The 21,549-nt window shown below is 41.9% G+C and carries 22 protein-coding genes; 9 read left to right on the top strand and 13 right to left on the bottom strand.

The features are described 5' to 3' along the window. The 7 genes from murD to mraZ all read right to left on the bottom strand — a co-directional run bounded on the left by murD (nt 1) and on the right by mraZ (nt 7,871). The gene (murD, locus tag AC13CS_RS10560; RefSeq protein WP_293167717.1) at nt 1–1,335 is read right to left on the bottom strand and encodes a UDP-N-acetylmuramoyl-L-alanine--D-glutamate ligase; all 1,335 of its coding nucleotides are present in this window, start codon (nt 1,333–1,335) and stop codon (nt 1–3) included. Next, complete coding sequence (gene mraY / locus AC13CS_RS10555) at nt 1,336–2,556, bottom strand: phospho-N-acetylmuramoyl-pentapeptide-transferase (protein ID WP_293167719.1); 1,221 nt, start codon at nt 2,554–2,556, stop codon at nt 1,336–1,338. It abuts the gene before it with no gap. Nucleotides 2,557–2,619: 63 nt separating this feature from the next. Then, nucleotides 2,620–4,083, bottom strand: a complete 1,464-nt coding sequence (locus AC13CS_RS10550) for a UDP-N-acetylmuramoyl-L-alanyl-D-glutamate--2,6-diaminopimelate ligase (RefSeq protein WP_293167721.1) — start codon at nt 4,081–4,083, stop codon at nt 2,620–2,622. Further along, nucleotides 4,080–6,089 (bottom strand): penicillin-binding protein, encoded by a 2,010-nt coding sequence (locus AC13CS_RS10545; RefSeq protein ID WP_293167724.1) that lies wholly within the window; start codon nt 6,087–6,089, stop codon nt 4,080–4,082. The genes AC13CS_RS10550 and AC13CS_RS10545 overlap by 4 nt, the downstream gene beginning before the upstream one ends. Next, nucleotides 6,089–6,406, bottom strand: coding sequence for an FtsL-like putative cell division protein (locus tag AC13CS_RS10540; RefSeq protein WP_163625201.1), 318 nt, complete (start codon nt 6,404–6,406; stop codon nt 6,089–6,091). Before AC13CS_RS10540 ends, AC13CS_RS10545 begins: the two co-directional genes overlap by 1 nt. Before the next feature lie 114 nt (nt 6,407–6,520). Then, nucleotides 6,521–7,423 (bottom strand): 16S rRNA (cytosine(1402)-N(4))-methyltransferase RsmH, encoded by a 903-nt coding sequence (gene rsmH, locus AC13CS_RS10535; protein WP_293167727.1) that lies wholly within the window; start codon nt 7,421–7,423, stop codon nt 6,521–6,523. Then, on the bottom strand, nt 7,416–7,871 hold the full coding sequence (gene mraZ, locus AC13CS_RS10530; RefSeq protein ID WP_014033327.1) for a division/cell wall cluster transcriptional repressor MraZ: 456 nt from the start codon (nt 7,869–7,871) through the stop codon (nt 7,416–7,418). Before mraZ ends, rsmH begins: the two co-directional genes overlap by 8 nt. 264 nt (nt 7,872–8,135) lie before the next feature. On the opposite strand from mraZ, the gene AC13CS_RS10525 reads away from it, so the two are divergent. From AC13CS_RS10525 to AC13CS_RS10510, 4 genes are all read left to right on the top strand, one after another. Further along, nucleotides 8,136–8,900 (top strand): alpha/beta fold hydrolase, encoded by a 765-nt coding sequence (locus AC13CS_RS10525; RefSeq protein ID WP_293167730.1) that lies wholly within the window; start codon nt 8,136–8,138, stop codon nt 8,898–8,900. A 2-nt stretch (nt 8,901–8,902) separates the two neighbouring features. Next, nucleotides 8,903–9,517, top strand: a complete 615-nt coding sequence (gene yihA / locus AC13CS_RS10520) for a ribosome biogenesis GTP-binding protein YihA/YsxC (protein ID WP_293167732.1) — start codon at nt 8,903–8,905, stop codon at nt 9,515–9,517. Between the two features lie 105 nt (nt 9,518–9,622). Next, complete coding sequence (locus AC13CS_RS10515) at nt 9,623–10,351, top strand: pirin family protein (RefSeq protein ID WP_293167734.1); 729 nt, start codon at nt 9,623–9,625, stop codon at nt 10,349–10,351. A 113-nt stretch (nt 10,352–10,464) separates the two neighbouring features. Next, complete coding sequence (locus AC13CS_RS10510) at nt 10,465–10,962, top strand: hypothetical protein (RefSeq protein ID WP_293167736.1); 498 nt, start codon at nt 10,465–10,467, stop codon at nt 10,960–10,962. Nucleotides 10,963–10,964: 2 nt separating this feature from the next. On the opposite strand, the gene gldC is transcribed toward AC13CS_RS10510, so the two are convergent. Together gldC and gldB are read right to left on the bottom strand one after the other, a co-directional pair. Then, nucleotides 10,965–11,300 carry a gliding motility protein GldC gene (gene gldC / locus AC13CS_RS10505; protein WP_014033322.1) on the bottom strand — a complete coding sequence of 112 codons (336 nt, stop codon included), beginning with the start codon at nt 11,298–11,300 and terminating at the stop codon, nt 10,965–10,967. Continuing rightward, nucleotides 11,301–12,290 (bottom strand): gliding motility lipoprotein GldB, encoded by a 990-nt coding sequence (gene gldB, locus AC13CS_RS10500; RefSeq protein WP_293167742.1) that lies wholly within the window; start codon nt 12,288–12,290, stop codon nt 11,301–11,303. A 66-nt stretch (nt 12,291–12,356) separates the two neighbouring features. Here gldB and nadE point away from each other — a divergent pair, with 66 nt between their 5' ends. Then, nucleotides 12,357–13,145, top strand: a complete 789-nt coding sequence (gene nadE / locus AC13CS_RS10495) for an NAD(+) synthase (RefSeq protein WP_293167744.1) — start codon at nt 12,357–12,359, stop codon at nt 13,143–13,145. Nucleotides 13,146–13,303: 158 nt separating this feature from the next. Beyond that, nucleotides 13,304–13,933 carry a response regulator transcription factor gene (locus AC13CS_RS10490; protein ID WP_293167746.1) on the top strand — a complete coding sequence of 210 codons (630 nt, stop codon included), beginning with the start codon at nt 13,304–13,306 and terminating at the stop codon, nt 13,931–13,933. A gap of 67 nt (nt 13,934–14,000) precedes the next feature. On the opposite strand, the gene dnaG is transcribed toward AC13CS_RS10490, so the two are convergent. After that, a complete protein-coding gene (dnaG, locus tag AC13CS_RS10485; protein ID WP_293167748.1) occupies nt 14,001–15,974 on the bottom strand; it encodes a DNA primase in 1,974 nt (657 codons plus the stop codon). 218 nt (nt 15,975–16,192) lie between these two features. Between dnaG and AC13CS_RS10480 the strand changes: the two genes are divergently transcribed. Continuing rightward, nucleotides 16,193–18,016 carry a Xaa-Pro dipeptidyl-peptidase gene (locus AC13CS_RS10480; protein ID WP_293167750.1) on the top strand — a complete coding sequence of 608 codons (1,824 nt, stop codon included), beginning with the start codon at nt 16,193–16,195 and terminating at the stop codon, nt 18,014–18,016. A gap of 309 nt (nt 18,017–18,325) precedes the next feature. Next, a complete protein-coding gene (locus tag AC13CS_RS10475; protein WP_293167752.1) occupies nt 18,326–18,634 on the top strand; it encodes a phosphoribosylpyrophosphate synthetase in 309 nt (102 codons plus the stop codon). On the opposite strand, the gene AC13CS_RS10470 is transcribed toward AC13CS_RS10475, so the two are convergent. Continuing rightward, nucleotides 18,635–19,264 (bottom strand): 2OG-Fe(II) oxygenase, encoded by a 630-nt coding sequence (locus AC13CS_RS10470; protein WP_293167754.1) that lies wholly within the window; start codon nt 19,262–19,264, stop codon nt 18,635–18,637. Between the two features lie 107 nt (nt 19,265–19,371). On the opposite strand from AC13CS_RS10470, the gene AC13CS_RS10465 reads away from it, so the two are divergent. Continuing rightward, nucleotides 19,372–19,614 carry a zinc-ribbon domain-containing protein gene (locus AC13CS_RS10465; RefSeq protein ID WP_293167756.1) on the top strand — a complete coding sequence of 81 codons (243 nt, stop codon included), beginning with the start codon at nt 19,372–19,374 and terminating at the stop codon, nt 19,612–19,614. 49 nt (nt 19,615–19,663) lie between these two features. Here AC13CS_RS10465 and AC13CS_RS10460 read toward each other — a convergent pair whose 3' ends face one another. Together AC13CS_RS10460 and AC13CS_RS10455 are read right to left on the bottom strand one after the other, a co-directional pair. Further along, nucleotides 19,664–20,734 (bottom strand): hypothetical protein, encoded by a 1,071-nt coding sequence (locus AC13CS_RS10460; protein WP_293167758.1) that lies wholly within the window; start codon nt 20,732–20,734, stop codon nt 19,664–19,666. Nucleotides 20,735–20,820: 86 nt separating this feature from the next. Further along, complete coding sequence (locus AC13CS_RS10455) at nt 20,821–21,546, bottom strand: hypothetical protein (protein ID WP_293167760.1); 726 nt, start codon at nt 21,544–21,546, stop codon at nt 20,821–20,823. Nucleotides 21,547–21,549 lie beyond the last annotated feature (3 nt).

The following is a 21,549-nucleotide window of genomic DNA, read 5'->3' as shown; positions in this document are numbered from 1 at the left end:
TTACAAATTTTTTATCGCGTTTTTAAATTGATCTCCCCTATCCTCATAATTTTTGAAAAGGTCGAAGCTTGCACAGGCAGGTGACAACAAAACAGCATCTCCGCGCTCCGCAACTTTATAAGCCACCTTAACGGCTTCTTCCATGGAATAGGTCTCTACCATAAGGTCGATTACGTTTCCAAAGGCATCTATCAACTTGGAATTATCCACACCCAAGCAAATAATGGCCTTTACCTTTTCCCGAACCAACGGCATCAACTCGGAATAATCGTTTCCTTTATCGACACCCCCAACAATCCAAACAATCGGCTTTTTAATACCATCCAACGCATAATAAGTAGCATTGACATTGGTTGCTTTGGAATCGTTAATGTATTCCACATGGTTGATCTTCAATACATTTTCCAATCTGTGGGGCACGCCCTGAAAAGATTGGATACTCTGGCGAATCGTCTCCTTTCTGACCTTAACCAGCATGGCTGCCATACTTGCTGCCATTGTGTTCTTTACGTTGTGCTGCCCTTTTAAGGCCAAAATATCTTCACTCATTTCCAAGGTTTTATGTTCTAATTTTATTTTTATCGTTTTGTCTTCCAACCAAGCCCCTTCTTCCAGTTTTCTTTTTACAGAAAAAGGAATCAATTTGGATTGAACAGGATGTTTTTTTAACCAATCCCCGATTACTTCATCATCGGCATCATAAATCAGGTAATCGTTCTTGTTTTGATTCATGGCTATTCTGAATTTGGATGCGATATAATTCTCAAACTTGTCATCATATCTATCCAAATGATCTGGCGTTATATTGGTAATTACAGCGATATGTGGCTTAAAATCCACAATACCATCTAACTGAAAGCTGCTGATCTCCAACACATAATGATCAAAATCTTGCTCAGCCACCATTTTAGCATAGCTATCACCAATGTTTCCAGCCATGCCCACGTTCACCCCATCATCTTTCAACAAATGGTGCGTTAACATGGTGGTTGTGGTCTTCCCGTTGCTTCCCGTAATTCCAATTAGAGTGGCATCTGTATGCTTTGATGCAAACTCTATTTCCGAGATTACCGGAACACCTTTTTCCACAAGTCTTTTTACCAATGGAACCGTATCCGGAATCCCAGGGCTCTTCATCACCAGGTCAGCATTCAGGATTTTAGCTTCGGTATGCTCGCCGGACTCCCATTCAATCTCAAAATGTTCAAGAACTTTTTTGTATTTCTCTTTTATGTCGCCCTTGTCCGAAACAAAGACTTCAAATCCTTTTTGTTGCCCCAAAATGGCGGTTCCAACACCACTTTCTCCTCCTCCGAGTATCACCAATCGCCCCATCTATCGAATCTTTAGAGTGACTATACTGATGATTGCCAGCATAATTCCAATAATCCAAAAACGAGTCACTATTTTGCTCTCGTGATACAATTTTTTCTGATAGTGATGATGTAGGGGCGCCATTAAAAATATCCGCTTTCCTTCGCCATATTTCTTCTTTGTATGCTTAAAATAGCCCACCTGCAACATTACGGACAGCGATTCCGCAAAGAAGATTCCGCATAGAATGGGAATCAACAATTCTTTCCTAACGATAATGGCAATAACTGCAATAACACCACCAATGGTCAAACTTCCTGTATCTCCCATAAACACTTGGGCCGGATAGGTGTTGTACCATAAAAAACCGACCAGGGCACCCGCAAAGGCAGCTATAAAAACAACCAGCTCGCCAACACGCGGCAAATAGAAAATGTCCAAATAGTCCGAGAATTGTATATTGCCCGACACCCAGGCAAAAATTCCGAGCGTCAGAACAATTATGGCCGACGACCCCGCTGCAAGACCATCAATGCCATCCGTAAGGTTGGCTCCATTGGAAACCGCAGTCACGATCAAAATCACCACAGGGATAAAGATGAGCCATGCATAATCTTCGGCTCCGTCACCAATCCATGAGATAAAATCCGCGTAGTCCAGTTCGTTGTTCTTAAAAAAGGGAACATTGGTACGTACCGCTTTGGTCTCATCGCCAAATACCCTTTCTACTTTAAAATTTTCCGTTATGGTGGTCGAATCTTTTTCCTTAATGGTGACCGCTGGGTGAAAATAGAGTGTCAATCCAACGATCAAACCCAATCCAACTTGCCCCATAACTTTAAACCTTCCCTTTAAACCTTGCTTATCTTTTTTAAAGGTTTTGATGTAGTCGTCTACAAATCCGATAATGCCCATCCAAATTGTGGTTACAATCAACAGGATGACATAAATATTTTTGACATCAGCGAACAAAATCACCGGTAATAAGGTGGACATGATGATGATAAGCCCTCCCATGGTAGGTGTTCCCGCTTTTTGCTTTTGACCCTCCAAACCAAGGTCGCGGATGCTTTCCCCAATCTGTTTTTTCTGAAGGAACAAAATGATTCGTTTTCCGTAGACCATGGCGATCAATAGCGATAACAATACGGACAAGGCAGCCCTGAACGTAAGGAACTGAAAAAGTCCCGCGCCCGGCAGTTGGTATTGTTTCTCTAAAAATTCGAACAAGTAGTATAACATATTTTAGACGTTAGATATTAGAATCTAGACGTTAGACTTTTTCTTTGAATTTTCTATTTCAATTTATTTGCCCAAACTGGACAAAGCTTCTTTTACTTCTTTAAAATCATCAAAATCGACCCGGACACCATTGGTTTCCTGATAGGTCTCGTGGCCTTTTCCCGCCACTAGGATTATATCGTTGGTCAATGCCAGTTTACATGCCGTTTTTATGGCTTGCTTCCTATTTTCAATGGATAGCACTTTTCTTGTGTTCTGGGGTTCTACTCCAGCTTCCATTTCTTCAATTATGACAGCAGGTGATTCCGTTCTGGGGTTATCGGATGTAAAAATGACCTGATTGCTCATTTCTGAAGCGATATGACCCATAACCGGACGCTTAGACTTGTCACGGTCACCACCACACCCCACTACGGTGATGACGTTTTCATTTCCAGTCCTCAATGCATTGATTGTAATCAATACATTTTTTAGTGCATCCGGCGTATGGGCATAATCAACAATAGCCGTTATCTTATCTTTTGATATGTAATATTGGAACCTGCCATCCACATTGTCCAGTTCGCTCATCAGCCTGAGGGTCTCCATCTTTTCGAGCCCCAAAATGTCGGCCGTGGCATATATGGCAAGTAAGTTGTACGCATTAAAGTCCCCAATGAGTTTGGACCACAATTCGTTATCGTCCACCTTTAATAATTGACCGTTGAACTGCTTTTCCAAAATCCGCCCCCTGTAGTTGGCAAAGGATTTTAAGGCATAAGTGTATTTTTTGGCTTTGGTGTTCTGTAGCATCACCAAGCCGTTTTTATCGTCGATATTGACCAAGGCAAATGCGGTTTTTGGCAAGCCATCGAACAATTTTTTCTTGGTGTCCCTGTAGTCCGCAAACGTTTTGTGGTAATCCAAATGGTCGTGGGACAGATTGGTAAAGATGGCTCCTTCAAAATAAAGTCCTTCTGCCCTTTTTTGATGAATTCCATGGGAACTCACCTCCATAAAACAGAACTCCACACCCGCTGCATTCATCTTGGACAAATAATCGTTGATGGTGAGCACATCGGGGGTCGTATGGGTGGTCTTGTACTCCTTGTCGTCCACCATTACTTTTATGGTAGAAATCAAGCCTACCTTAAAACCTGCTTTTTTGAACAGATGGTACAAAAGCGTGGTCACGGTGGTCTTTCCATTGGTGCCCGTAACCCCGACCAGTTTTAAATTCTTGGATGGATTATCATAAAAATTGGAAGCAATAACAGCCAGAGCACTGTTGCAATTGGCCACCTGCAAATAGGTGACCCCATTGACCATGAGTTCAGGAAGCTCTTCGCACACAATGGCACGTGCACCCAAATCCACAGCTTTTTGTATGAATTTGTGGCCGTCGGTAAGCGTACCCCGAATGGCCACGAACACATCATCCATTTCCACCTTTCTGGAATCAAAATGAACATTGTTCACCATTACATTGGTATCCCCGCTGACCGCAGAAAGGCTTACACCATATAATATGTCCTTCAATAACCTCATGAAAGTTGCAATACTATTTTTTTGACCTGTTTTATATTGGTCCCTTGGTTTACCGACTGATTCTTTACTTTTCCATTGCCGTGCACCTCCACTTCAATTCCCAGGTTTTCCAACAGGGAAACGGCATCCATACCACTCATGCCCTTTACGTTGGGCACGGTATTGTATTTTTTTTGGACCTGGGCATAGTATTGTTGGTACTGATGCTCCAAGTCTTTATCCTCAATAACTTTGATGTCCACTTCATCCACCATAGGTGAAATGGCATGTATTTTCTGCGCCATGGATTTGAATACCGGACCGGAAACATCGGCTCCATAATATCCTTCTTCCTTGTCGGGTTCATGAATTACCACGATGCACGAATATTTTGGATTGTCCGCTGGAAAGTACCCGGCAAACGATGAGATATAGGCTAATTTATCCGGGTTCTTTTCCACATAGTTCTTTTGTGTGGTACCCGTTTTTCCCGCCATGGAAAAGTTTTTGGAGTACAGTTTATGACCTGTCCCATAATCCTTTTCCACTACATCCTTTAATAATTGTTGCGCCCTTTTTACGGTTTCTTTGGAACAGATGGAAGAGTTCAACACTTCCTTGTCAAATCGCTTCAAAACCTTGTTGCCTTCTCGTACTTCTTGAATCAATCGAGGTTTTACATACTCGCCGTTGTTGGCAATGGCATTGTAGAAAGCCAAGGTCTGAATCGGGGTCAACGACACTTCGTACCCGTGCGACATCCATCCCAACGAAATTCCAGACCAACCTTTGTCACCGGGGTAACGGATTACCGGGTCGCCCTCACCTATAATCGGCAAATCCAATTTTTTATGAAGTCCCATGTTCATCAAGCGATTGACGAATTTCTCGGGCTGTTCCTTATAATTTTCGTTGATGATTTTCGCAAAAGCCGTGTTGGAAGAAACGGCAAAGGCCTCGGCAACCGAAATCTTTCCGTATCCACCCCATTTTGAATCTTTTACGACTCCATCATAAATCCGATACCTACCTTTTTCCGTATCGATTACGGTACTGGTATCGATCACTTTATCTTCCAAAGCGGCCACTAGGGACATCAATTTAAAAGTGGAACCTGGCTCATGGGATTCACCTACGGCATAGTTCAATTTCTCGTAATATTTGCCCTCGGACGTCCTTCCCAGATTGGAAATGGCCTTGATTTCACCGGTTTTGGTTTCCATCACCACCACACATCCATGATCGGCCTTGTATTTTTCCAATTGCTTCAACAATTCGTGGTGGGCTATATCTTGAATATTGATATCGATGGTCGAGACCACGTCCAGCCCATCTTGAGGCTCAACAATATTATCCAATCCAACAGGCTTCCATTGTCCCTTGGCTATTTTTTGCTTTAATCGCTTTCCTTCCTTACCGCGCAAATAGGATTCGCCAAATGCCCCGTCCAAACCTACACGGGTATAGTATCCGTTTTCGTCCACGCGCTCGTAACCAATGCTTCTTGCAGCCATTTTACCCAATGGGTATTCACGAACCACTCGATGGGTCTCAATAAATCCGCCCTTGTACGGTCCAAGGTTGAACAGCGGAAACTGTTTGATGCGCACATAGTCCAGATACCCTACATTTCGGGCCACCAACTTGTAGCGATTGCCGTTCGCCCTCGCCTTTCGGAACAACTGCCTGTAGTAAGAAGATGGCCTATTGAAGAGTGCGCCCAAGGAATCGGACAAGGCGGCCACATTGTTCTGAAAGTTTTCTTGCGAAACGGTTTGGGCGTCAAACCGGATTTCATATTTAGGTACGGATGCGGCCAATAAACTACCATCTTCGGAATAAAGATTGCCGCGATTGGGCTCAATGGTGAACATCTTCTCGGTTTGACTCAAGGCCAACTCCTTGTATTTTTCACCTTCTACCATCTGAATATCCACCAACTTCACCACCACGGCAATGGCCAACACAAAAAGACCTCCCGCTACGAGGTACAATCTGTTCATGATATTTTTTTCGGTAATGGCCACTATTCCGCTGATTTAACTTTAATTTTTTGTGGAGGGTTTTCCGACGGCACCAGTCCTTTTTCGGCCACCACCTCCCGCAAGGTTGATTCCAGTTTTAGTTGCTGCACACTGGAACGGGCTTCAAAAAACTCGCTTTTAAGTTTTCGCACTTCCTCGTTCAACTCAGCAATCTCCAATACTTTTCTATCGGCATTATGGCTACTGGAAATCATCAAAGCCGCCAAAAAAGAGGCAAACAATAAAAACATCCAGTTTTTGGGAGCGTCACCGCTTACCAAAAACCTTCCTTTTAATATGTCCAGTAATCCTTTTCTCATTTTGTGTTCCTTTTGCCATCCCATGTATACGGGAATCTATCCACATCCCATCTTTCGACTGGCCCTTCGACTGCGCTCAGGGTGACAGCTCAAGATGACATTTCAACCTCACCTTTATATTTTTTCCGCAATGCGGAGCTTTGCACTTCTTGCCCTATTGTTATTGGCTATTTCTTCTGCTGATGGCGTAATCAACTTCCCAACTTTTTTTAATGGAACATTTATGTTCCCATAAAAATCCTTCTCCGGTTCGCCGTCGAACTTTCCTGCACGGATAAAGCGCTTTGCCAATCTATCTTCCAAGGAATGGTAACTGATCAAGCTCAACCTACCCCCTTTGTTCAACATCTCCGGCACTTGCTCCAAAAACTCCTTGAGCACGGCTATTTCTTGGTTTACCTCTATCCTAATAGCTTGATAGATTTGAGCCAAAATTTTGTTCTCCTTCATTTTTGGCAAAAACCTGCTCAAAACCTTTTTCAAATCATCTGTTGTTTTGATGGGCTCATCAGACCGTGCCGAAACAATGGTCTTGGCCATGGCATTTGCATTTCGCAACTCGCCATACTGAAAAAGTACCGACGCTAAATCTTCTTGGGAATAGGTGTTCACCACCCGAAAGGCCGTCAATTGATTGTTCCTGTCCATTCGCATATCCAAATCTGCATTGAACCGAATGGAGAAACCGCGGTCAGCCTCATCGAACTGATGGGAAGAAACCCCGAAATCCGCCAAGATTCCATCAACTTTCCGAATGCCATAGAACTTTAAATACTGTTTGAGGTAGCGAAAGTTTTGGCTGATCAATTGGAACCTGTCATCATCCAATACATTTTGCAGGGCATCCTCATCTTGATCAAACGCGAACAACTTTCCACCATCACCCAATCTTTTCAAAATTTCCTTGGAGTGTCCACCACCACCAAAGGTGACATCCACATACACCCCATTTTCCTTTATGTCCAATCCATCCACCGACTCCTTCAACAACACTGGATTGTGGTACGCACTACTCATCGTCGTCAAAAATCTCCTCGGCCAGATCGGCATAATCCTTCTCGCCTTCTGCCAAGACTTTCTCGTACATATCCTTGTTCCAAATCTCGATTTTATCAAAAACCGCATTCAAAACCACCTCTTTCTCAATTCCAGCGAACTCCACTAAGTTTTTTGGAATCTGCAATCTTCCGGAATCCCCATCAATGCTCACTTCCTTCATACCGGCCACAAAGTTTCTCACGAAAGCATCGTACTTTCGGTTGATTTTGCTTTTCTTCATGACTTTCTGCATGAGGACATCGAACTCTTGCTTAGGGTACAACTCCAAACATTGCTGAAAAACCGACCGCTTGATAACAAACCCTTCCTTTAAAACAGGCAACAACTGATTTTTCAAAGAAATGGGCAGCAATACCCTTCCCTTGGAATCAGCTTTACAATCATGTTGTCCTATGATATGGGTCACTAGAAATCAATTGGTTACTTAATACAACTCAAATATATAGATTTTATTTCCACATTTCTCCACATAACACCACTTTTGTTAATAAATTATCCACTTTTCGATGAAAAACTCCTGATTCGACCCTAAATCAAACTTGAGATCGACAAACTCATTCGAGAATAGAATTGACCGGATTAAAAAACTTATCGCAGTTCTGTTTAAAACCTAAAATCTTTGTGATATGAAATTCCTATATTTGCGCCTCTTACTACCAACTAACTATAGATGGAAGAGCATTTAATCGAGGATGGCAAGTACCGATATATAGAAAAGGGAGAAGGGACTCCCATGATTATATTGCACGGTTTGATGGGAGGTTTGAGCAACTTCCAGGGTGTATCCGAATATTTCCCCTCTAAAGGATATCAGGTGCTTATTCCCGAGCTGCCCATTTACGATATGCCGCTCCTAAAAACCACGGTAAAGAACTTTGCTACATTTTTGGAAGGGTTTATTGAGCACAAAGGATTGAAGGATGTGATTTTGCTGGGAAATTCCCTAGGTGGACATATAGGACTATTGCACACCAAAATGTTCCCGGAAATGGTAAAAGCATTGGTTATTACAGGTAGTTCCGGACTTTATGAGAGTGCCATGGGTGATGGATACCCCAAACGCGGCGACTACGAGTTCATAAAAAAGAAGGCCGAGGACGTATTTTACGACCCAAAAGTGGCCACTAAAGAAATTGTGGACGAGGTTTTTGCCACGGTAAACGACAGAATGAAACTGGTAAAGACATTGGCCATTGCCAAAAGTGCCATTCGCCACAACATGTCCAAGGATTTGCCCCACATGAAGACGCCAACCTGTATTATTTGGGGAGAAAATGATACGGTGACACCACCGAACGTGGCCAAGGAATTCCATGAACTGTTGCCCGATTCCGATTTGTATTGGATAGAAAAATGCGGCCATGCCCCTATGATGGAGCACCCCAACGATTTTAACCATATTCTGGAAGCTTGGCTGAAAAAGCGTAACTTCTAGACATGAAAATTACCTCAGCAGAATTTGTAATAAGCAACTCCAATGTTGCCAAATGCCCCAACGAACCTTTACCTGAATATGCCTTTATTGGCAGGTCCAATGTAGGGAAGTCATCTTTAATCAATATGTTGGTGGAACGCAAAGCATTGGCCAAAACATCGGGTCGACCTGGGAAAACACAGCTCATCAACCATTTTAAGATCAACAACAATTGGTTTTTGGTAGATTTGCCCGGTTACGGCTACGCCAAGGTTTCCAAAAAGGACAAAAGAACATTTCAGAAATATATCACGGAGTATTTTCAAAAAAGAAAGCAACTTGTCTGTGGTTTTGTTTTGGTGGATATCCGACACGAGCCTCAACCTGTGGATCTGGAATTTATGGAATGGTTGGGCACCAACCAGATTCCTTTTGCCATTATTTTTACCAAAGCGGACAAACTAAAACCTGCCGTTATTGAAAAGCAGGCCAATGCCTACCTTCAAAAATTATTGGAAGGTGCTTGGGAAGAAGTTCCTCCACATTTTACCACTTCGTCCACAAACCGTATGGGCAGGGAAGAGCTTTTGGAATTTATTGATGGCATCAACCAAGAGTTTTTCCAGAGCAACAAATAGTTTATAAGTTTTATTCCCAGGATCCATAGAGCGGTAAGATAATGCTGTGTTTTACGACTTACCCTATATCTGAAAACAGCTATTTTTAAATAAAAGATTGATACTATGAAATCTGTATTGCACAAAGCAACAACTCGCGGCCATGCTGATCATGGCTGGCTGAACTCTCATCATACTTTTAGTTTTGCAGGCTACAACGACCCTGAGCGTATGCATTTTGGCGTTTTACGTGTCCTTAATGATGATCAGGTAGCGCCAGGCAGGGGTTTTGGAACACATCCGCACGATAATATGGAAATTATCTCCATTCCTTTGGAAGGCGATTTGGAACACAAGGACAGCATGGGCAACACCACCACGATAAAGGAAGGTGATGTCCAGGTGATGAGTGCCGGTACTGGCATTCAGCATAGTGAGTACAACAAAAACACCGACCAAGAGGTTAAGTTTTTACAGATATGGGTTTTTCCGAACAAAAGAAACGTGGAACCCCGGTACGACCAGATTTCGATAAGGGATATTGAAAAGAAAAATGCCTTTTACCAAGTACTTTCCCCCAACCCAGATGATGAAGGTGTATGGGTTCATCAGGATGCTTGGTTCCACTTGGGAAAATTTGAAGCAGGCGCTACAGACACCTATCAAATAAATAAGGAAGGAAACGGGGTATATGCCTTTATATTGGAGGGCGAAGTTGAGATCAATGGGCAAAAACTTGAAAAAAGGGATGGATTTGGTCTTTGGGAAACAGATTCCTTTGACTTTAAATCAAATACCGACAGTAGGGTATTGCTCATGGAAGTTCCGATGAGTCTTTCTCAAATTGGTCGTTAAAAACTTTGACCCAACATAAATTGTTGAATATCCGCAATCAGTAAAAAAACATCCATCAAAATAATTTTTTATGGGAATATTGGTATTTTAGAATCGCTAAACACCTACTTACCATGAAGAATACAATCAATAATTATACCCCTGGAGGCTTCTTAAAAACCATGTCCATTTTACATCTGGGAATTGCAGCAGCCCCTGTGGTACTTGGCGTCTTTTTTTATGTTAAAACTGAGGACGCCAAGTTAAATCTTTCCAACTCCAACGACATATTTTTGGCCATAGTACCCGTTGTTGCAATAGCCAGTATTTTTTTGGGAGACCTTATCTTCAAGAAAACCCTAAAGTCTTTGCCCGAAAACGCAACATTAAAGGATAAATTGGCGAAATTCCAAACCGCTTCCATTATAAAATATGGACTAATGGAGGGTGGCGTTCTTTTTTGCATCGTTGTTTTTGCCAACACCCAAAACCTCACCTATCTAATTATAGGTGTATTTCTAATATGCTATTTGTTCCTTCAACGGCCCACAAAACAAAAAATTGAAAGTGTGTTGAACCTTAAGGGAGCAGATAAGGCAAAATTTGACCGTACAAACGACCCTTTGGATTAGGTCTATTTTTTCAATTCCAGCTTTTCTGCAAAATAATCACAGAAATCCTTCATGGTAGCCGTCATTTTTTCATCTTGGGTGGCCTTGAAAAAGGTATCGGCCATAGTCACCAAGGTTTGATGGAAAAATACCTTCATTTCGTCCACTGGCATATCCTTGGTCCAAAGGTCGATTTTTAAGGATTCCTGATTTTTGCTATCCCACACGGACAGCATCATGGCCTTGGCCTCTTCCTCATTAATCCCACCATCTTGTGCCGACCATTTCAATTCCTCGGGCACTCGGTTCTCATCCAATCCAACTGTCAAGGTTATCTCCGAAGTATGTTCTACTGCCATTTATTTTTTTGGTTTGTAATTCGATTCTTTTAAAATTTCATCCGCTGGCAAATGCAACATTTGCTTTAAGTCTGTGTCTGTTTTCTCCATAAAGGCCCTTACAATTTGCCATCCCATATATCGTCCCAAGCGTGGGGGCGATTCATTGTCCAGCTCCAACCCAAATTTAGTGAAGGGGGCCGGGTCCAAGAATTTTCTATCCAATCCCGTATCGGTACTATACAGCAGTTCGCGCTCCACAAAATACTTCCACATTTGTTCTTCATTGGCTTTTGCCCATTCCATTTCCTTTTCGGAATATCCAATTTTTTGGGCATCGGTGGCCAAGGGTATCAATTTATCTTTTAGATAAAGCTCTTTACCATAATATACCATACGGGAAAGCAGGGTCCGGTTTCTTGGGTAAGCCAGTACTTTTTTGGAGAAAGCACTTGCCACATCGGAGGTTAAGAACTTTTTGTCCAAAGATGCTGCGATATACCTTTGAATCCCCTCATAAAAATGATGATCCTCCCCCAAATAGTTATCAAGACCGATCAACAAAAGGGAATCTGCCAAAATAACCCGACTATCGTATCTAACATCCGAAGTAAGTGTTACCACATGGGGCGTTTCGGTTTCCGGAAAATAATACTCGATATGTTTAAAAAGCGATTCCAAATCCTTGGATTCCTGTTCAAAATTGCCAAAAGCCTTGGCAACCTCTTCTGAAAGTTCGACTTGAAGGGTATCCGTTAGTTTGGCCACCCAAACGCTATCCGGGAACTGCTCCGGGAACAAATAAGGGTATTTGGCCTTTAATTTGGGAATATCGTTCGCAGTTGCCTTGGCAAATTCTTGATCAAACCTTGAAATCTGTAAATCAATGGCAACTTTGTCAATTTCTTCCTCGGTCTTGTCCATTTCCCCACATGATGAAAAAAGTAAAACCACCACCAAAACAAAACTTCTAAATACTGGAATCGTAAAGTATTTTAACAACCACTTCATTTTTAAGGGTACAGGGTTTAAATTTACAGGGCACAAAGGTAATTTATTGAATCTAAATAGTAAGATATGCAAACAGAAAAGGTTATAACCCATATTGTTGATTGGCTAAAAGAGTATGCCGAAAACGCAAAATGCAAAGGTTTTGTAATTGGAGTCTCTGGCGGAATTGATTCCGCAGTAACCTCAACACTCTGTGCCAAAACAGGATTGGACCTTTTATGTTTGGAAATGCCAATTCACCAAGGCGAAAATCAAGTTACCCGTGCTGACAGGCATATAGATTGGTTAATTGAAAACTTCCCCAATGTTTCCCGTCAACCCGTTGACCTGACACCTGTATTCGATACGTTGGTAGATGCCTTTCCCAAGGTGGACAACGAGGAAGACCGATTCATGTCCCTAGCGAATACCCGTGCAAGACTTCGTATGACTACACTCTACTATTTTGCAGCCCTCGAAGGGTATTTAGTTGCCGGTACCGGAAACAAAGTGGAAGATTTCGGCGTCGGTTTCTACACTAAATATGGTGATGGCGGTGTTGACCTTAGCCCAATTGCCGACTTGGTCAAAACAGAGGTTTACGAACTTGGAAGGGTGCTCGGTGTAAACCAAGATATTATGGAAGCTGCACCAACCGATGGACTTTGGGGCGATAGCCGAACCGATGAAGACCAAATCGGGGCTTCTTACCCGGAACTGGAATGGGCCATGCAAATGGATGACCAAGGTAAAACTGCCAATGATTTTTCAGGTAGGGAAAAAGAAGTGTTTACTATCTATAAAAAGTACAATACCGCCAACAAACACAAGATGGTTCCCATACCTATTTGTGAGATTCCCAGTGAGTTAAAATGACTGTTCACCCATAAAACCCCAGTTAAAAACGAAAAAACCCCAAAAAAACTATGGTTTTAAGAAAAAAAGTACAATTTTACATTATTAAATTCTTATCTTGCTCGCTATGTATTGTAAGTATTTAGCCACTAACCATTTATTAAATTAAACCTAAAAAAATGATAAAAGTATTGATAGCTGACAACCATCCTATTGTTAGGCTTGGTATTAGACAGGTACTTGAATCAAGTTCAGACATTGAAGTTATTGCTGATGTTTCAACTACCAAAGAGCTTTTTAATACATTGAAAACCATAACCCCCGATGTAGTTATTTTAGAGATGGACATTCCAGAAATCAATGGAATTGCTACCCTTAGAAAAATGAAAGTGGACTTTCCGGACATTAAAACTTTAATGTACAGTGGACAGTCAGAAGATGTTTATGCGCTCAGCACCATTCGTGCAGGTGCATTTGGTTACTTATCCAAAACCGCTGATTTGGAATACATTATTTCCGCAGTTAAAAAGGTCAGCGAAGGAAACATGTTTATTACAAACGAGCTTGCACAACGCCTTGCTTTTGACGAAGGCACCCAAAAACCTAGAAGATTCTTCAGAAAACTCTCTTCCAGAGAGGTCGAGGTACTCAAACTATTGGCCAGTGGAAAAAGGAACAAAGAAGTTGCCGAAGGATTAAACTTGAACGAAAAAACAGTAAGTACATACAAAGCCCGATTAATGAAGAAGTTGAACGTGGATAATTTGGTGGACTTGCTACAACAGGCAAAAGCCTTGGAACTATATTAGGAATACCCAACCAAACCAACTATTGTGGAAACCCCTTTCAATTTAAATTGAAGGGGGTTTTATATTTTTAGGAAAGTACGCGGTTTAATTTGGCGTTGAGCAATTTGTTGAGTTGAAGATAATTCATTATCTCTTCTAAAACCTCCGTATTGTCGCCCTGGTTGTCCTGGGTTCTCTCCTTGAGTTTTTCGATTCGGTTTTTTATCAAATTGCAGCGTAGGGTAAGAATGGTCTCGCCCACCAATTGGGCCACACCTATTTTTTTCTCTTTCGGGTATATATCCCTCCGTTCCCAATCATGCAACACATACTGCTCTTCTTCCATCAAAATTGAAGATACTTGCGAGACGGTTTCTTGGTCCAGATCGGATAAAAATGTACTTATCGAAAAATCAGCATCTTCGTTAAGTTTTTCAATCAACTTATAATAAATGGTTTTGAATTGCTCATTGGTCAGTTCAATTTCATCATCCTGAAGATCCAAATATACCTTTTCATACACCTTCGCCTCCACAACCTCAGGTTCGAGCACCAATTCCCCTTCATCGTTTTCTTTGAGCACCAAATCCTCAAATTCTTGTTTTTGGTCCCCATATAACAAAAGAACTTCGATAATCTTGCGCTCCAACTCATACTGAACATCTACCTTTTCCACCACGGCATCGTTCTTGACAACTTCGAAGGCCTTTTGTTCTTTCTTTACTTTTTTAGAGGCTTCCGTCTGATGTTTTTTATCAATCTGAGCCAAGGTATTGTAGAGTACATCTTCAGAAATCTGCATAATCTTTGCACATTCCTGAACATATATTTCTTGACGGATACGATCGGGAATCTTACTGATGCTATTTACGATATCCCTGACCGTATCAGCCCTTTTTATGGGGTCATTGGCCGCCTCTTTAGCCAACAAAGAAGTCTTGAACTGGATAAAGTCTTTGGAATTCTCTTGAAGATAAAGCACTACATCCTCGTAGGTATTGTTTTTGGCAAAACTGTCCGGGTCTTCACCTTCGGGAAAGGTACATACCTTCACATTCATGCCCTGTTCCAAAATGAGGTCGATACCGCGGAGCGATGCACGCAATCCGGCCGCATCCCCATCGAACAAGACCGTAATATTTTTGGTGAGCCTATTGATTAAACGAATCTGCTCAGGAGTCAATGCCGTTCCACTGGATGACACTACATTTTCCACTCCCCGCTGGTACATCTGAATAACATCGGTGTAACCTTCCACCAAAAAACAATTGTCCTCCTTGGCAATGGCCTGCTTGGCATAATAGATACCATAAAGCACCTTGCTCTTATGGTAAATCTCGCTTTCGGGGGAGTTTAAATATTTGGCCGCCTTTTTGTCGTTCGTCAATATTCGTCCACCAAATCCAAGTACACGCCCACTCATGGAATGTATGGGAAACATAACCCTTCCCTTAAATCTATCGAACGTTCGGTTTTCTCCTCCACCTTTGTCCTTAACAATGGTAAGACCGGTTTTCTCCAAAAACTCCAATTTATAACCTTTGCCCAAAGCCTCTTTGGTAAAGGCCTCCCACTCGTCCAAACAATACCCCAGTCCAAATCGTTTTATGGTCTCATTGGTAAATCCACGTTCCTTAAAATAGGTAAGACCAATGGCTTTGCCAGGTTCACTGTTCCATAGTGTTTCCGTAAAATACTTTTGGGCGTATTCAGAGACCAAATACATGCTTTCCCGCTCATTGGCCTGCTCTTTTTGCTCATCTGTCTGTTCGGTCTCTTCTACCTCAATGTTGTACTTTTTAGCCAAGTATTTAATGGCCTCAGGATAGGTAAAGTGCTCATGTTCCATTAAAAAAGCCACCACATTGCCCCCTTTTCCGCTACTAAAATCCTTCCAGATTTGCTTAACGGGCGAAACCATAAAGCTGGGGGTACGCTCATCGGTAAATGGGCTAAGCCCCTTAAAATTGGAACCCGATTTCTTCAATTGTACAAAATCGCCGATCACCTCCTCCAAACGGGCGGTTTCATATACTTGGTCTATGGTAGTTTTTGAAATCAAGGCGTTCTATTAAAATAGCTGTTAAAGATAATAAACCACTACTGATTTAAAATCCATAGTTTTTGATAAAGTACAATTTCTTGCCACTCACTCCTTACCTTTAATTGGATAATAAAAACAAAGTTTAGGTGAATCGGAAATTCAAATCCCTATTTAAGATTTATTATCTTAGAAGCACATTCCACAATAACAGGGAATATTTTTAAAACAAGGATTGTATGATGAAAAGAGTATCACGTAAAATTTGGATACTGAGCGTATTTTTAATGGCCTTTATGCTGGTCGCCCAAGGTCAAATAGCAAAAAAAGCATCCCCTATTTTTGAAAACGGAGAGGCCCAAGTAGTAGAAGCTTTTTCCGACCCAAGTACATGGATACGTCATGATCTTTGGGTAGAAACGTCTTTTGATTCGGATGGTGACGGTAAACTAGATCGTATGCATGTGGATGTGACACGCCCGGAACAAACGGACTCCGAGAACCTGAAACTCCCTGTTATTTACGAATCCAGCCCGTACTATGCAGGAACCGCTGGTATGGATAAAGGAATTTTTTGGGATGTGAAGCATGAACTCGGTGAATCTGGGGAGCCTCGTAAGCACCCGAGCGTAACACGTATAGGAGAGCGTCCCATAATTTCGAACTCCCAAGTAAGGACATGGGTACCAAGAGGCTATATTGTTGTCCACTCCTCTTCTCCGGGCACCGGGCTTTCCGATGGAGCGCCGACCGTGGGGGGCGACAACGAATCCTTGGCCCCCAAAGCAGTGATAGATTGGCTCAATGGACGAGCCAAAGGCTATACCGAGCGGGATGGCGGTAAAGAAGTAAAGGCCTATTGGTCCACGGGAAAAGTGGGCATGACGGGAACCTCTTACAACGGAACCATCCCCCTAGCAGCGGCCACAACCGGGGTTGAAGGTCTGGAAGCCATTATCCCCATTGCGCCCAATACTTCATATTATCATTATTACCGCTCCAATGGATTGGTACGTTCTCCCGGTGGTTATCTAGGTGAGGACATTGATGTGCTATACGATTTTATCCATAGCGGTGATGAGTCCAAAAGAGCAAGAAACAACAAAGTGATACGCGATACCGAAATGAAAAATGGACAGGACCGCATTACGGGAGATTACAACGAATTTTGGGCCGAACGTGACTATTTGAACGACATGAAACCCATGAAAGCAGCGCTTTTGATGTCACATGGATTCAACGATTGGAACGTAATGCCAGAGCATAGCTACCGAATCTATAAGAAAGCCAAAGAAATGGGATTGCCCGTTCAGATTTATTACCACCAAAACGGGCACGGCGGGCCACCTCCAATTTCCATGATGAACCGATGGTTCACACGTTACCTGTATGGCATTGAAAATGGTGTGGAAAAGGAACCCAAGGCATGGATCGTTCGCGAAAATGATAAAAAAGATAACCCGACACCTTACAAGGATTATCCCAATCCAGAGGCCAAGGACATACAATTGTTCTTGACCAAAGGAGCCCCTGAAAAAGGACAGCTAACCACCAGTAAACCCAAAAAGCAAGGAACTGAAACTTTGGTTGACAATTACTCCTTTTCCGGTTCCAGTTTGGCGCAAGCGGAAACCACAAAGCATAGATTACTGTATGTTACCGCACCTTTAACGGAGGATGTACATATTTCCGGAGTGCCTAAAATCAAGATTAAATTGGCCAGCAACAAACCCGCCGCCAATTTATCGGTCTGGTTGGTATCCTTGCCTTGGAACGATGGCTTCAACACCAAAATTACGGACAACATTATTACACGGGGATGGGCCGACCCTCAAAACCATAGTTCATTAACGAAAAGCAAGCCTTTGGTTCCCGATACATTTTACGAAATGGAATTTGAATTGATGCCGGATGACCAAATCATTCCCAAAGGCCAACAAATTGGGTTGATGATTTTTTCAAGTGATAAAGAGTTCACGCTTTGGCCCGAACCGGGAACAGAGCTCACAGTGGATTTGGATGGTACTGAACTTACATTGCCTGTAGTGGGAGGTAAATTATGATTCAAAATCGGGTATAATTGACCAAAATTATGTAGTTTATCATATATATTATGAATAGGATAGTATAACATTCATCCTGAAGACATAAAAATTATGATAATTTATGTCACCATAGAATACCAGACCCGAAAATATCGAGGTTTATGGAAAATGTCCTTCAAACAGAAAACCATCAAATGGTTATTGCAAATAGTGTTGAAGACTCTCCATCTACGAAGAATTTTGAGATTGTATCTATTGATAGCACATCCATATCAGCAAATACAATATGACAAAAACAATTAAACGTTTAAAACATAATCTACACACATGAACAAACATAGTTTCGACACGCTTTCCGAGGCGGTAAACACATTGACCCAAGAAGGGTACAAAGAAGATTTTGAAGCAAAAGAAAATTTTATTAAAGCATTATATTCCAAAAAGGAATACCAACCTGACGATTTGAAAATCATCGATTCTTACCGCTTCGAAGGCATAACGAATCCAGGGGACCAATCCACTGTATTTACCATTGAGGCCAACGACGGCACAAAAGGGACCATGGTAATGTCCTATAGTGCTTCGTCGGGGCAAAATGATGAACTTATTAAACAGATTCCGTACAAAAAGGATTGATCAGCCCAATAGTTTTCCCACGGATCTAGGCTGGTACAATAACCAACCCGTTAAACTGAAGCGGTTTTTATGGGCTTGGAGGACTGCATGCGGAACTTCGGCACTTTTAAATAGCACACAACGGGCAGCCAAGGGCTCTACCAAGAAACTTGTTCCATCTTTTTCAAAAATTTCCAATTCGCCACCATCGCCAGGTTTCCAATCATCATTTAAATAAATGATCATGGAAATCATACGGTTGTTCCTGTTCTCGAACTGATCTAAATGTTTATCGTAATGGCCGCCCGATGGATAATGGGCCAAATGGAATTCATATCCCGACAAACTGAGATAGCAATACCGGTTAAAGATATGCATGGTCTCATCCAATAGATTCCAATACGTTTGCAATTGGGCATCTCTTTCCCTGTCCAACCAGTACGTAAAATCTCCACGTATTCTGGCATCAATTTGATTATCGGAATGGGCACCTATACCCGCTTCCTTGAAATTGGGGAGCTTACCAAGAAAAAAAGATTTGATCTCGGCATACAATTCGTCCTTCAAAAAATGGTCGATAATCACATAATCCTTACTGGAGATGTCATCCATCCAGGACAACCAATCCTCCAAGTCGTGGTAGGCGTTCAATGTTTTATAAATGTGGTCGAATGTAGAAAATATTTAAAAACGAAAATCATTTTTATTCATTCCTATTGGAAAGTTCTAACTTTGAATACGATTAACACAAGTTTTAAATGATACTTTTTTTCGGAACAAGACCAGGCAAAAAGGAAACCAAAGTGCTTCCAAACGTTAGCTGTCCTTATTGTCACCAAACCGGAACTTTAACAGTAGTGGCCCAACCCAACTATGCACATTTATTCTGGATTCCGCTCTTTACCATCAACAATGTGAGATACGCGGAATGTTCGCATTGCAGAAAAGTGTACTACAAAGAGGAGTTTACCCCAGAAATGGAACGGGCGTTATCCAAATAAAAAAACGGCCAGAAAAATCCTGACCGCATTTCTTGAAGATTCAAAATGGTTAAATATCGAACCGAAGGCCTAATGATATATTGTTCTGCTTTATATCCGCATCTTTAAAAATCGGATTCAGGTCATATTTTAAATAAAGTAGTACCCCATCAAATCCCATATATCCACTCACACCATAAATTAGGTCACTGCTGTTGTAATCCCTTTTAAGTTTGTCCTTGACATTTTCACCGTCTCTATTGTATTTTAATTTTTGACGGGTACCCAGGCTAAATCCGCCATACCCACCAAAACCAAGCCTAAACTGATCACGTATGGAGTAGCGGATAGTGCGTTCCGATTTCTTGAAACGGGATGGACCTACCTCAAAATGTACTGGAAATACAAGGTTGTCCATTCTAAATTTAGATTTATCCAAATCGTATTCAAACTCTTCCAAAACAGTTTGGTCACCCTCTTGTACAAAGATTCGATTCCCATCTGGTTTTAAACCATTAAACTGGAATGAAAATCCGTAATTAAAACGTAACCAATTGGAATTTTTAAAAACTCTGGTCCGCCATTGCCAACCCATTTCAAAAAAACGGCTTCCCCCAATTTTATAGGGCGAGTCATTCAACGATTGCCCCTCGATCAATGCATTGTTCAAACCAATGGCCATCACAAAATCAGAGTAGGTGCGTCTGTCATATTTTATTTCTTTTTTCCATCTTTTGGAATTAAAGGTAACGGCAGGCTTACCATCAATAAGCAGTCCTATACGCACTCTGTCTCCCTCTAGGGTATCCAACTCGGTCAACATGAGCACTTCGCCCTCATTGCGTTCCAACCAAGCAATCTTGTTCTCGATAATGGCAACTCGGTTCTCAATATTTAAAGCTCGCCGTTTGGCAGCTTCCTCTTTTAAGGTTTTGGCCTCGCTTTCAGAAATATCGCCATCCTCCAATCGTTGATTGATATCCTTAACCTCGAACTTAAGGGCGTCTTTCTCCTGTTCTATGATACGCTGCTTTTCAATTTTCAATGCCTCAATTTTCTTTTGATAGTCCTCCTGCCCAAAAGCGAAATGAGAAACTAAGAACAAGAATAGTACGGCTGAATAAAATGTAATTGTTTTCATGATTGTTTTTGGATTATAAACCTCCCTCCTTCCCGCCCGCTTTGGGCAGGAAGTTGTAGAAGGTTTGTTTTGATTGATGAATAACTTTATTGATTTCGGTCTGCCACCGCGGTACGTAGTTTTAGGTAACCTGATTTTAACGCATCAAAGATTTGGTCCCGGAACGATTCGTCCAGTTCATCCTCCACCTCGGCCAACAGGGACATGGCATCCACAGAACCACTTTCGGAAAATAACTTATCGGTCAAAATCTGTCGCTGGGCCGCTCGCAAAAGTGAATCCACTTCCGCATCGGAAACATCTCGCTGTGCGGTTTCCATAAGCTCTACTTGTGCCACTACTTCCTCTACCTTTTGCGCAATTAATTTATTTGAGTTTATTGTAACCTCGTCTTGCAATGGCTGTTTTACTTCCTGTTCGGCAACTGCTGCTTTGGAAATCGACTCTTTTGGACTGAATTCCTCCGTTTTTTCTGGTGTAACCGATTCAAGCCCTGTCTCCACAACCTCAGTTTGTTCCTCCTGTACAAATTCTTTGACAACTTTATGCTCTGGTTCGATTTCTTTGGCCGTTTTGGTATCGGTTTCCACTACCTGTATTTGTTCCGCCTCAGGATTATCCTTGGCAAAAAAGAAGATTGATACGAATACAATGCCCACAACACTTGCAGCAATGGCGTACGGGAACCAAGTATTCTTTTTTCTTGGTGATGGCTCCTTAACTTGCGAAGCGATTTTGTCCCAAGCATTCGCTGATGGGGCAATGGTTCGCTCCTCCAACTTCTCCTTGATATGTTTTTCCAACTTATCCATACC

The sequence above is a fragment of the Flagellimonas sp. B-3 genome, assembly GCF_056857835.1.
The sequence above is the reverse complement of the archived record's forward strand: the minus strand, read 5'-3'. Positions and strand labels throughout refer to the sequence as shown.